The following is a 13,450-nucleotide window of genomic DNA, read 5'->3' on the forward strand; positions in this document are numbered from 1 at the left end:
CTTTTGCGCATCATAGTTTGCTTCAGGCCAGAAGGCGCCACAGGCTTCCATCTGATCCACTGTTCCGGTCTGAGTTACAGATACTGCAGGCATCCTGTCAACAGGCTTGCCGGTCAATGCACGTGCTAATCTTTCTTTAGGGGTATATTCTGCCATATATTCAAACTCCATAGTGTGATAAGTGTCAAATGGGATTTGCTTGTATATATATTTTTTGATTTTTAAATGGATAAGTATAAATAAGAGAGAGGATGAAGCAAGCCTGGAAAGACATAAATAGGAGATAAATAACCCCATTTACAAAACAGGCCACCTACCAAAATAGATAATGTATAGTCCCTTATGATAACGTTTTCAATAATCACATAATAAAATAAATTAATATGTCAATGATTCAACATTTCAAATATTTTTTTAGAACATAGAAATATGCAGGATTTATCAAATATTAACAGTATACATAAAATATAAATACTAATTCCGAAAAGGAGATTGCAGAAAAAGAAAATAGAGAGAAATTAACACTTTAAGAAAGTATTGCTACTGGACAATAGAGAGATGAGATAACAAATGAAATAACATATAATTGAATATCTATGTTAGTACCATAGGAAAAAAGAAATTTACATATAATAATTACTACAAAATAATTATGGTATGTTCTCATCGAATAATGCAAAATCAGGTTAATACACTGTATATAAAAAATAAATGAGAATTTACATTATTAACACATGAAAAAATATAAATATAAGGGACTAACACTGATTCTTATTAGAAAAAAAACTTCATCAATCATTATTTGGTAGAGCTATTCTTTTTCTAAGAGGAGAATGATCATGCAAAATATCTACAAGTATCTAAAATACGCTATCGATGGAGAAAAGCGAACTGAAAGAGAGCATGACATTAAAGTTTTTAAAAAATCAGAGGAACTTGCCTTTAAATATGAGATCGAGTATGATCCTTCTATTTTTGTACCGGAAGACCTTGAAATAGCTGATTCTGTTTTTGAAGCAGGGATTGAACTTCTTCACTCTGTAGGGATCTTCTGCAGAAACACCCAGCGAGTTATCAATATTGACGAAGAAGACATTTTAAAGGCTCTTAATACCACAAACCCCCTTGAGATCGGAAGACTCAAGGAAAAAGTAGTTGTGCCAAACCGCTACCCTATGGCTTCATACCCACCCATAATAATCGGTGGTCCTATGGGTGGAAGCATATCTGAGAAGAATTTCCTTTACATTAACTTAAGTTCTGCACAGGAAAACATTGTACAGGGTATCTATAGTGGAGCTATGAACCAATTTGGCGGGGAGTATATACAACCCAAGAGTCCCTTGGAGATGCTTGCAGTTCTTAAAACATCCAGAAATGAGAGACTGGCTACAAAGATAGCCGGAAGAGAAGGACTTGCACTGATGGGGCCGAGTACCTCAACCCTTACTACATCATCCTTACTTGTATCATCAGATGAACTTTATTCAAGTGCTGACCCCCAGGAAATTTATATGGACGACTTGAAAGTGGATTATGAAACTTTGTCAAAATGTATCTACCATCAGGAGCATGGCAATCATTATATCTCAGGTCAAGTGCCTGTTTTCGGAGGACCATGCATTGGTTCTCCAGAAGGACTTGCCATTATAGATGTGGCAGAAACATTACAATCCAAGGTGCTGACACATTCCAGCATCCATGCATCCGGCGCATTATATGCCGAAACAGGCTCATCCACTGCCAAAGAAATACTCTGGGCATCCAACATGGCATCCTTGGCTATTTCCAGAAACATGAACTATTACACTGCAAGATACTACTGGAATGCTGCTGGGATCTGTACCGACATGATGTTCTACGAGACGGCTGCACAGGCAATCGGCGACACTGTTTGCGGCAGGAACATATTGCTTGGACCCACCGGTCGCCTGGGAAACACTCCAGACCATTCTTCCGGCCTGGAATCCAGATTCATGGGTGAAATGGCACAGCTTGCAACCCAGTTAACCCTTACAGAAGCCAACAAACTTGTAGCTAAAATATATGCAAAGTACGCTGACCGCCTCAAAAATCCACCTGAAGGCAAACCATTTGACAAATGCTACAACATCCGCTCCGAATACGATATGGAGCCCACCGAGGAATATCTGGCGCTTTACAGAAAGATCTCTTATGAGATAATGGGGGATATGCCAGGAGAGCCTGTTTGATTTGCTCTTTAATTATTTCTATTTAGAATTTATATAAGGCCATTATCTGTTTTCCGCAGTCAAATCTATTTTTAGCTTCTATTTTTCCACATTCTGAATCCACTTAATCAAGGACTATTTATAATTGTACGACCTTGTTTTTTTAGGGTTTATGTTGTATCTTCAAGACATCTTTTTTCAATTGTGTCAGGAACAGTAGCAATACTAAGTGTAGGGAAGAGTATTATGGTTACATCAAATACAGAAGAAGCTATAGAAACTTTGGTGCTTGGTCTGGACGAAACAATTGCAACCATTCAAAAAGCTATATCTGATTTTGACTCAGGCCAAAGGCTAAACATCGCCATAATTGCGTTGCCTTATGCCGGGAAGTCTGAACTTGTAGATGAGATTGTCAAAATGCACCCACATGAAGTGACAAAAATCATTTTTTCATCTATAATCAATAGTAAAGAAGAGATATCTCTGCCTGATAATTCTACAAAGATAATGGTATTTGATAATTGCCATTACCTGTATATGAGAAAGATTGGTGGATTTGATGTCATCAAGGAGTTTCTCAATATGATACTTTCCTCTGACGAAAGACTCTGCATAACCACATGGAATCTACACTCATGGAATTATCTTGAGCAGGTATTGGATATAGGCAAATATTTCCCCATACAGATTACGATTCCACCACTGAATACCGCAGATATGGAAAAATTCGTACTTTCAGTATATGAAGAGAACGAAATACAATTTGTAGATGATAGTGATGAAAAAAATACATAAATATTTACACCGGTTAAAATACCAATAACAGAGAAAATAACTCATCGGACAATAAACCTATACAGTTTCCGAATCAACTACACTGCCCTTAAAATGCTTCTTTTCCATAGAAAAGAAGATGAGAGCGCAGAATCTATCATATTCAAAGAACTCACAAATGTCTCACACGGGAATCCAGGAGTTGCAACGGAGATATGGAACAAATGGTTAGAATACCCCTTGATAAAAACAAGTAGTATGAACAGTGATTTTGGTGACATCGATCTTGATGGTACCGGAGCATTTGTTCTGTGTATTGTATTGTCTATGGGCCATATTAAAAAAGAAGAATTGGAAATCATAATGAAGCGAAGTCATAATGTAGATGAAATTACGATCAATAAAATACTATTTGAAATACTTAATCAAAACCTAATAGTAAGAAATGATGAATACTATAGAGTAAAGCCTGAAAAGCTGTATGTTGTAATCAAATACTTAGAGAAGATCCGGTTGGTGTGGTAATGGCTCAAGTGGATGTTAAGACGATTGTCAGTAATTTTGAAAACATTGATTTAAATACCGTATTTTTATCTTTTTTCATCATCATCTTTGCCGTCATTCTTTCAAAAATAGTGGCATTTTTGCTGACAAAAATATCGGAAAAAACATGGAAGCACAGGTTAGATTTCAAGAGCATAATCTCTATTTCTAATGTACTGATCTATTCACTGGCTGTTTATTATATTTTGGCATCTGTGTTCGCACTTTCCTTGAACCAACTAGTTATATTTAGTGGTTTCATTGGTGCTGTAATTGGTTTTGGCATGAGGAACCTTTTTGAGGATATTGCAGGAGGTATTATAGTCACAATGGAGAAACCATATCAAGTTGGTGACAGGATCGAGATGGGTGGCTATTATGGAGAAGTAAAAGATATAGGTCTTAGAGCTACCCGTCTTGTTACTCCAGATGATAGTTTGGTATCAGCTCCAAACAATCTGATTTTTACAGAATGTGTGGCAAGCGGCAACTCGGGTAGTCCAGAAATGATGGCAACACTTGATATCTATATAGAGAACGATTCTGACGTAGACCTGGCAATAAAGATATTTAGAGAAGCCGTTGTTACTTCAAGATTCGTGTATATATCATCCCCCACCCAACCGGTTGTTATCCTTTTAAATGATTATCCCTTCTACAAAGGTCTAAAAGCAAGAGCATATGTGAATGATCTTAGGAATGAATTCATATTCAGATCCGATATAACCCAGAGAACCTGGGATGAATTCTATAAAAGGGGGATTAAGCCACCCAAAGCACCTATTATGAACTATGAGAAGACAGCTGAATGAACCAATGCCAGATGAATCAGACTCCAACAACTATTATTAATTGTATCGACCATCATAAATGGGGGACATAATGGCCAAGGACAATAAATTTTCGACTATTTCTCAAGAGCCTACATTACAGGAGCAAGTTCATGAACATGAGGTAGCCAAAGGCAAGCTTTTCGGCACCTTTGATGGTGTTTTCACACCAACGATGCTCACAATTCTGGGAGTGATAATGTACTTGAGAGAAGGGTGGATAGTGGGAAATGCAGGTCTTCTGGGCGCCTGGCTTATTATCCTGCTTTCATGCGGCATAATATTTCTAACTGGATTGTCACTCTCTTCGATTACAACCAATATCCGTATTGGTGCAGGCGGTGCTTTCTCTATTATCTCCCAATCATTGGGACTCGAAGTAGGAGGGAGTATTGGTATTCCACTTTATCTGGCACAGGCTCTTGCAGTAGCCATGTATATATTTGGTTTCCGTGCCGGATGGCAATGGATATTCCCGGACCATCCGGCAATTCTTATAGACCTGGGCACCTTTGCAGCCCTGTTCATCATCGCTTACATAAGTGCCAGCTTTGCATTCAGGATTCAGCGCGTAATTTTGGCAATCACTGTCGGCGCCCTGATCTCTATATTCTGGACATTATATTCAGTTCCAGCGCAGCAACCCATAACATGGTGGGGAACATTTTCAGGTTCCCCTGAGAACATGTTCTCAGGAATTGGATTCTGGGCACTTTTTGCAGTATTTTTCCCTGCAGCCACAGGTATCATGGCCGGAGCAAACATGTCAGGAGAACTGAAAAATCCCCGTGAGAGTATCCCCGTGGGCACCATGTCTGCAATTGTGCTAGGGACTATAATTTATCTTTTAATGGCTTACTGGCTGATCCGCTCTGCAACCCCGGATGAACTTGTCAGCAATTATACCATCATGATAGAACGCGCAGCATGGACACCCATAGTCGTGGCGGGTCTGCTTGGGGCAACTTTCTCTTCTGCACTGGCTTCCATCGTTGGCGCACCAAGGATATTGCAAGCTCTAGGAGATAGCAGCATACTGCCAAAAAGCAAATGGTTCTCAATAAGAACACAATCAGGTGAACCAAGGAATTCTATAATATTCACAGGTGCAATCGTACTTATTGCATTAATGCTTCGAGACCTTAATGCTATTGCTCCCCTTATCACCATGTTTTTCCTGCTCACATATACAATGATCAATGTGGTGGTTTTCATGGAACAGAGCCTGAATCTGGTTAGCTTCAGGCCTCTCTTCAGGATACCTCTGGCTGTATCGTTCCTTGGGGCAGCAGGTTGTCTTTTTGTAATGTTCACAGTGAACTCCACATTCACTCTTGTGGCGATGGTTGTTGTTGTATCCATACATAGTGTTCTTTTGCACAAACATCTCAAAGCCCCTTTTGGGGATGTGCGTAGCGGACTTTTTGTAGCACTGGCCGAATGGGCGGCAAAGAGAGTCAACGAAATTACTGTATCCCGGGAAAGGGCATGGACAGCAAATCTATTGGTACCCATAGAAGATCCACAGGAACTGCGAGGTATGTTCAATCTGATAAGAGATATCTCCTATCCGAAGGGATTTATTAAAATTTTAGGCCTTACAGGCAAAGTAGATGAGATGGAATTATATTCGAGACTTCCGGACATCACAAGATCATTTCAGGATGAAGGTGTGTTCTCGTCATGGACAATAATAGATGCACCGTCTTTTGAAGATAACCTTATTGCAGGCATGGAAGCCCTGGGTGGGGCTTTCTTCCGCCCGAATATCCTGTTTCTGAGACCACCGTTATCGAAACAGAGAGAAGAGGACATTACAAAAATCATACAAAAAGCATCACATATCCGCACAGGTGTTGTGATATACGCAGCCCATCCAAAGTCCGGCCTTGGAAGACACAAATCAATTAACGTCTGGATAGATGACAAAAGCCCGGACTGGGAGATAAGCATGAATCTTGGAAATATGGACCTTGCAATTCTCATTGGATACAAGCTCAATAGAAAATGGGAGGCTTCAATGAACCTCATAAGCGCTGTTGGCGAAGAAGGACAGAAAAGGAAAGCAGAAGAATATATAAAGACACTCGCTGAACTGGCAAGACTCCCAAATGTCAACACCTATGCTTTAGAAGGTGATATTGAAAGTATACTTCAGAAAGTACCTCAGGCAGCTCTGAATATATTCACGCTGTCCTATGAGCCTGATTTTAAGTTCATCCGTAGGATGGTAGAGTTAACAGGTTCATCCTGCCTCTTCACACTTGACTCCGGAGAAGAAAATGCTCTGGCATGATATAAAGAATGAGAACTTGTGGTAGAACCTGCATCCAAAATTGGACTGTTTTGTAGCAGTTCTACAAACCCATAAATCAAGATAGAGATTCACGGGCACTGTCTGCAAGTATTGTTTACCAAATAATTTCGGACGTCTTTTTATTTATCCTTTACACCAGATTTCTTGCCAAATCCATGTATTCGTTCCAAGATAGGACAAAATCATTTTTTTTCTTCATTGTATGAACATACTCTAAAAGTTTTTCTATATGGTCTTCCATGTCGTAATAATTTCCATATTTAAGTAATTAGGCAGATTGAATCTTAGAAGAAAATGCCAGAGCGTATGAACTATATATCGAACTATACTGATCTATCAGGATGGTATGAATGAAAATGTACATTGTCGAGAATTGTGATTAAATTCAATAACTGAATTAACCTATTAAACTATCTGACAAATGCTACAACACCCACTCCAAATACGATATGGAACCCACCGAGGAATACCTATCACTCTACAGGAAAATCTCGTATAAGATTATGGGTGATATTCCGGGGGAGCCGGTTTGACTTGATACAAAACTCTGTTCAAACTGCATTTATGATTTTAGTTTCATTATACTACAAACATTGTCAAATAAAATAATGTTTTTGTTAAAAAAATCATTATTTCCTTCATCTTTTCTATCATAATTAATACCCATGAAATCTTTTGCTTCAGGTATTCCGTGATATTTAAATAGTTGCACTTTTTCTGCAAAGTCCAACAACTATTATTAGTTGTATAGACCATCATAAAAGGGGACATAATGGCCGAGGACAATAATTTTTCAACTACTGCTCAAGAGCCTACATTGCAGGAGCAAATTCATGAACACAAAGTAACCAAAGGCAAGCTTTTTGGCACCTTTGATGGCGTTTTCACACCAACTATGCTCACAATCCTGGGAGTGATAATGTACTTGAGAGAAGGATGGATTGTGGGAAATGCAGGTCTTCTGGGTGCCTGGCTTATTATTTTACTTTCATGTGGCATAACATTTCTAACCGGATTGTCACTTTCCTCGATAACAACCAATATCCGCATTGGAGCAGGTGGTGCTTTCTCGATCATTTCTCAATCATTGGGACTTGAAGTCGGAGGAAGTATTGGCATTCCACTTTATCTGGCACAAGCCCTTGCAGTGGCTATGTATATATTTGGTTTTCGTACCGGCTGGCAATGGATATTTCCAGACCATCCCGCAATTCTTATAGACCTTGGTACTTTTGCAGCCCTTTTCATCATTGCTTACATAAGCGCTACTCTTGCATTCAAGATCCAGTACGTAATTATGGCAATCATTGCCGGCTCCCTCATCTCCATATTCTGGACGTTATATTCAGTCCCGTTACAACAACCTATTACATGGTGGGGAGCATTTCCAGGCTCTCCTGAGAACATGTTCACAGGAATTGGATTCTGGACACTTTTCGCAGTATTCTTCCCTGCAGCTACAGGTATAATGGCTGGAGCAAATATGTCAGGGGAACTGAAAAACCCACGTAGAAGTATCCCTGTGGGTACCATGTCAGCAATTGTATTAAGCACAATAATTTATCTTTTACTGGCTTACTGGCTTATCCGCTCTGCAACTCCTGGTGAGCTTGTCAGTAATTACACCATAATGATAGACAAGGCAGCATGGGGTCCTATAGTTGTGGCAGGTCTGCTTGGAGCAACATTTTCGTCTGCACTATCTTCAATTGTTGGTGCACCAAGGATATTGCAGGCTCTGGGAGATAGTCGTATTCTTCCAAAGAGCCAATGGTTCTCTATACGAACACAAGCTGGCGAACCCAGAAACTCTATAATATTCACAGGTATCATTGTACTTTTTGCATTGATGCTTCGGGATCTTAATGCTATTGCTCCCCTTATTACTATGTTTTTCCTTCTCACATATGCAATGATCAATGTCGTGGTTTTCATGGAGCAGAGTCTGAACCTTGTAAGTTTCAGGCCTCTTTTCAGGATACCCAGAGCTGTATCATTCCTCGGAGCAGCAGGTTGCCTTTTCGTCATGTTTACAGTGAACTCTACATTCAGTCTTGTGGCAGTGGTAATTGTTGTATCTATACATAGTGTTCTTTTGCGTAAGCATCTTAAAGCGCCTTTTGGAGATGTACGCAGCGGACTTTTTGTAGCACTGGCTGAATGGGCGGCAAAAAGAGTTAATGAACTTACTGCGTCCCGTGAAAGGGCATGGAGAGCAAACATATTGGTTCCTGTGGAAGACCCTCAGGAACTTCGAGGTATGTTCAATCTGGTAAGAGACATCGCCTATCCAAAAGGATTTATCAAACTTTTAGGCCTGACAGGCAAAGTGGAAGACAGGGAACTATATTCAAGACTGCCGGATATCACAAGATCATTTCAGGATGAAGGTGTCTTTTCCTCATGGACGATAATAGACGTTCCGGCTTTTGAAGATAACCTTATTGCAGGCATGGAAGCACTAGGTGGGGCTTTCTTCCGCCCGAACATAATACTCCTGACACCGCCTTTATCAAAAGAGAGAGAAGAGGATATTAGGATACTTGTACAAAAAGCATTACAGAACCATATAGGAGCCGTAATATATGCAGCTCATCCCAAATCCGGCCTCGGAAGGCATAAATCAATCAACCTCTGGATAGATGACAAAAGCCCTGACTGGGAGATCAGCATGAACCTTGGAAATATGGACCTTGCAATTCTAATCGCGTACAAACTCAAAAGAAAATGGGAAGCCTCGCTGAATCTCATAAGCGCAGTCGATGATTTTGGACAAAAAAGGAAAGCAGAAGAGTATATTAAGACCCTGGCCGAGCTGGCAAGACTTCCAAACGTGAACACTCATGCTTTAAAAGGAGAAATAGAAAGCGTAGTCCAGGAAGTTCCCCAGGCAGCCCTGAATATATTCAACCTGACCTCTGATCCAGATTTTGAGTTCATCCGCAAAATGGTAGAGCTGACAGGTTCATCCTGCCTCTTCACACTTGACTCAGGAGACGAAAATGCTCTGGCATGAGAAGAATAACGACTATAACTTATAATAATTCTGATGCCAAATAAAAACAGATTCAAATCCAATAATAAACTCTCAAAAAATAGGTTGAGCCAGCGGTGATAAGTCGCTGGCTGCTAGGGAAGTGATAAACTAATTTATCACGTGGATTTTGGACTTAGAATACAAGTCCAAGCTCTTCGAGCTTCCTGCGTGCGCCATCGTAGACTTTGACGTATTCGTCGGTTGGTGTTACGGTAGCAACATCGTAACATTCCTGGAATGTCTTGCCTTCTGGTGCCTTTGCATAGTCTTTCTCGTAGAGTTTGACAAGGTTATCAATGATACCATTGACCTCTGCGATATCCATGCCTGAAGTTGCTCTTGCGACTTCTCCCATCATCCTTGCTTCCATACCTGTGGTCTTGTCCTGGACAACACCCTTTGCAGCTGCAACACCGGAGAGGATCTCACGGCCTGATGCTGTGTCGGTCATAGACTGTGCGGATGCTTCAAGCAGACACATCTCGGTACATGGACCTGCACATGGATAGTACTGGTTACCGGAGATTATGTCTGTAAATTCTGAGATAGTTGCACATGCCCATCCAGCGATCTGGAGGGTCTCACGGGTGTTTGTAGAACCCCAGCGGATATGTACTGGACCGTCAAGATGCCAGCTTGCATTGCTCATTACAAATGCATTGATGTGGGTTGCGATGTCAACAATTGTGGTTTCTTCTATGCCACCGGCATAGCCACCAAAGATAGGCATCTGTTCATCCATGATAATGTCACTGTTACCCTGATAGTGTGCCATCACACTGATTGCATCAAGGTCGATCTTAAGCTCATTGAGCTGTGATACTTCGTGACTGTCGCTGCAAACCTGGCCACCGGCACAGTCTGAAGCGATATTTCCCTGAGCGGACAGGGAAGTCTCTGGTCCCTATATGCCCATGCCTGGCCTTCCGGCCATTGCAGCTGCATTCTTGATCAGCCTTGTTTCTGTCTTGGCAGCCAGGATCTCGTAAGGACTCTTTGGAATAGGTGGCTTTCCACGAACGGTCATCATGACACCGTTAACGATGGTGTCGACTTCCTTCTCAAGAGCATAGCTCATGTGGACTGGCATGAACATGTTCTCGGAAATTGGTGAACCTGTTGGACCACCCTGGACTATTGGCTTCCTCTTATCGCCAACACTTCTTTTCTTAACGTTTACTGCATCTCTGCCAGTTCCGAGTGTGAATCCTTTCTGGACGTTGTTAAGAGCATCCCATATCTCATCTTCAGTATATTTTACTACACGACTTGTGTCGGTACAGAATATACCACAGTCAAGAAGCATTTCAAAACCTGCTTTGAACAGGTTTTCCATCATGTCCTTGTCGGTTGGGATGAATTCGTTCTTGAAGTCAAGGTTATATTTTTGCTTGAGCTCCATTGACTTCATAGGAATGGTCATAAGGTCCCAGTCATCCTGGGACATCTTGGTACCTTTCTTTGCACGCTCGTAGAATTCAAAACAATCCATTGATCTTGAAAATGTCATAATATATGCCTCCTTATTTCATGATATCAAGAGCTACACGAGCTGCATCTGCTGCATTTTCTGCTGTTGCGTCTGCTCCGATCTCTGCGATCCATGCATCGGATACTGGTGCTCCACCGAACATGATCTTAACAGAGTCACGAAGACCCTCTTCTGAGAGCATGGACACTGTGTCCTTCTGCCCGAGCATTGAGGTTGTCATGAGTGCAGAACCTACAAGGATGACCTTCTTGCCCTTGTGTTTTGCAACTTCTTCAATTATATCATCATTTGGAACGTCAACGCCCATGTCAACAATCCTGAAACCATTGGCTTCAAGCATTGTTGTTACAAGGCGGTGGCCGATATCGTGAATGTCGCCTTCCTGCACGTAGGTGATAGCAAGTCCTACACCTTCGTCATCTGCTCCCTTTTCTTCTGCAAGTATAGGAACCAAAATTTCCATTGCAGCATTCATTGCCTTTGCAGACATCATTATCTGTGGAAGGTAAATCTCTGCTGCTTCGAACTTGTCTCCTATGATCTTCATGCCTACTGAAAGGCCATCGTTGATAATCTCAACAGCAGTCATTCCAGAGTCGAGTGCTTCCTGGGTAGCTGCTGCACAGCCATTGATATTCTGAGTGACGATTGTGTCTCTGAGTTTGTCTAACATTTCCTGGTTTGACATATTTAGCCTCCTTATGTGAATAGTAGCTTGAATCAAGACATATGAGCAACGTTCGATATTTTCAGAGCGTTGCTATACATCTCGCTGCAAGTTGCTAGCACACGGTAACCATGTACCGTCTTGCTACTATTTATATTTTTCGTTTGATAGGATTTTGGTAATAAAAATAAAATACTAGTAAGTCCCACCAACAGCGAAACTTACCAGACGTTTACCAAAGAATATATTTACCTCAACTGTCCTCTGAATTTTTCACAAGAGTTTATGTTGATTCCGAGCAGTTTCTCGATGTTCATCTTTGCTGCAATTCCTTTTGGAGCACCTGCAACTGAAGTGATGACCCCGATACCCAGTTCTTCTCTCAGTTCTCTCATTACATACTCGTCACTGAGATCATCTGTGGAAACGCTCAGCTTCTTGGCAACGTAATCCTTTGCTTCTCCAATTCTCATGTTCTTTGCGAACTCCATCCTTGCAACAAGGTCACCTGCAGCTCTGATTCCACTCATTCCGGAGGTCATTATGTGGGAGATCGGCATACCCATCGGGTCGCCGACTCCTACCTATATACCATCCACGCCGGCGATTTCGACCATCGCCTTGCTTGCTCTTGAAACTGCATCAATGGTTGGAGTTTCCAGCATTGGTATACCGCCTACACCCATACCCATGTTCACATGGCATGGAATTGGTGAAGCTTTGACAGCTGCCTTTACAAAAGTCACAGCTCTTCCCAGGTTCCATGCTCCACTTTTGCTGGTGTTGGTGTTCACGACAGGTCCAAAAACGTTAGCTCCTGCTTTTGCGGCTAGTGGAGCCTGCTGGTGTGGCCACAGTCCTGCAAGTACGGTACCATCGTATTCCATCTCACCGTGCAGACCAAGCATTAGCTCACCGGCCATACCTGCCTCGATGTACATATCAGGGTACTGCTTTCTCAATGCCTCAATGGCGTGCAGGGAAGCGAACATGTCACCATCTCCTGCAGCACCCACAGTATCAAAGTTCACACCGTCAGCACCTGATGCCATCATTCTCTGCATAATCCAGATAATGTCTCTTGTCAGATGTTTTGCAGAGTGCTCCATGGACTCCTGTGCTTCTCTGATCTTGAATGCCTTCATAAGGTCGCCAGGGTTCTCAAATGGTCCGTCAGGAGTGTAGTAAAGACCCATGTTTGGCATTGCACCGTAGAACAATGGAACGATCATGTTCTGCTGGCAGACTTCCATAGTCTGCATTTCCTGTGCGATCACAGGTTTGGCAGGTTTGTAACTGTAATCAATGTGTCCGAGTTCCATCGTGTCAGCACCAAAAGCACGCTCGTGCATCATTGCACCAACGAGTCTGCTGGATGGAATACCTACACCACTGTTACCCTGGTCACCATCAAGCCTGATAGTTCCGATATCGTGGGTTACAGGGACTTCCTTACCAATCTCAACACCAACCATCCTGGAAGGCATGGTGAGGATGTCCACGAGCTTGTCGATCTCATCTTCACTAAGGTTTGGAATGCCACCAAGGTCTGCAGCATCTGCCATACCTTCTCTCAGGTCAGCGATTATCTGCTC

General features: G+C 41.7%; 8 protein-coding genes and 2 pseudogenes. 6 read left to right on the top strand and 4 right to left on the bottom strand.

Annotation, left to right across the window (positions count from 1 at the left end):
• On the bottom strand, nt 1–156 hold a 156-nt coding region (locus QZZ23_RS13035), incomplete at its 3' end, for a uroporphyrinogen decarboxylase family protein (protein WP_366931357.1).
• Nucleotides 157–839: 683 nt separating this feature from the next.
• On the opposite strand from QZZ23_RS13035, the gene QZZ23_RS13040 reads away from it, so the two are divergent.
• The 6 genes from QZZ23_RS13040 (at nt 840) to QZZ23_RS13065 (ending at nt 9,675) form a co-directional block, all read left to right on the top strand.
• A complete protein-coding gene (locus QZZ23_RS13040) occupies nt 840–2,213 on the top strand; it encodes a monomethylamine:corrinoid methyltransferase (RefSeq protein WP_292470912.1) in 1,374 nt (457 codons plus the stop codon).
• A 225-nt stretch (nt 2,214–2,438) separates the two neighbouring features.
• On the top strand, nt 2,439–2,990 hold the full coding sequence (locus QZZ23_RS13045) for a hypothetical protein (protein WP_292470913.1): 552 nt from the start codon (nt 2,439–2,441) through the stop codon (nt 2,988–2,990).
• Between the two features lie 93 nt (nt 2,991–3,083).
• The gene (locus tag QZZ23_RS13050; protein ID WP_292470914.1) at nt 3,084–3,494 is read left to right on the top strand and encodes a hypothetical protein; all 411 of its coding nucleotides are present in this window, start codon (nt 3,084–3,086) and stop codon (nt 3,492–3,494) included.
• The gene (locus QZZ23_RS13055) at nt 3,494–4,324 is read left to right on the top strand and encodes a mechanosensitive ion channel domain-containing protein (protein ID WP_292470916.1); all 831 of its coding nucleotides are present in this window, start codon (nt 3,494–3,496) and stop codon (nt 4,322–4,324) included. Before QZZ23_RS13050 ends, QZZ23_RS13055 begins: the two co-directional genes overlap by 1 nt.
• Before the next feature lie 70 nt (nt 4,325–4,394).
• Nucleotides 4,395–6,638 carry an amino acid permease gene (locus QZZ23_RS13060; protein ID WP_292470918.1) on the top strand — a complete coding sequence of 748 codons (2,244 nt, stop codon included), beginning with the start codon at nt 4,395–4,397 and terminating at the stop codon, nt 6,636–6,638.
• A gap of 793 nt (nt 6,639–7,431) precedes the next feature.
• Nucleotides 7,432–9,675, top strand: a complete 2,244-nt coding sequence (locus tag QZZ23_RS13065) for an amino acid permease (protein WP_292470919.1) — start codon at nt 7,432–7,434, stop codon at nt 9,673–9,675.
• A 154-nt stretch (nt 9,676–9,829) separates the two neighbouring features.
• Here the strand turns inward: QZZ23_RS13065 and QZZ23_RS13070 are convergent.
• The 3 genes and pseudogenes from QZZ23_RS13070 to mtbB all read right to left on the bottom strand — a co-directional run bounded on the left by QZZ23_RS13070 (nt 9,830) and on the right by mtbB (nt 13,444).
• Nucleotides 9,830–11,206 (bottom strand): annotated as a pseudogene (locus tag QZZ23_RS13070) (monomethylamine:corrinoid methyltransferase).
• A 13-nt stretch (nt 11,207–11,219) separates the two neighbouring features.
• Nucleotides 11,220–11,876, bottom strand: coding sequence for a methyltransferase cognate corrinoid protein (locus tag QZZ23_RS13075; protein ID WP_292470920.1), 657 nt, complete (start codon nt 11,874–11,876; stop codon nt 11,220–11,222).
• A 227-nt stretch (nt 11,877–12,103) separates the two neighbouring features.
• Nucleotides 12,104–13,444: pseudogene (gene mtbB, locus QZZ23_RS13080) on the bottom strand ([dimethylamine--corrinoid protein] Co-methyltransferase).
• Between the last annotated feature and the right edge of the window lie 6 nt (nt 13,445–13,450).

The sequence above is a fragment of the Methanolobus sp. genome (genome assembly GCF_016278385.1).
GTDB lineage: Archaea > Halobacteriota > Methanosarcinia > Methanosarcinales > Methanosarcinaceae > Methanolobus.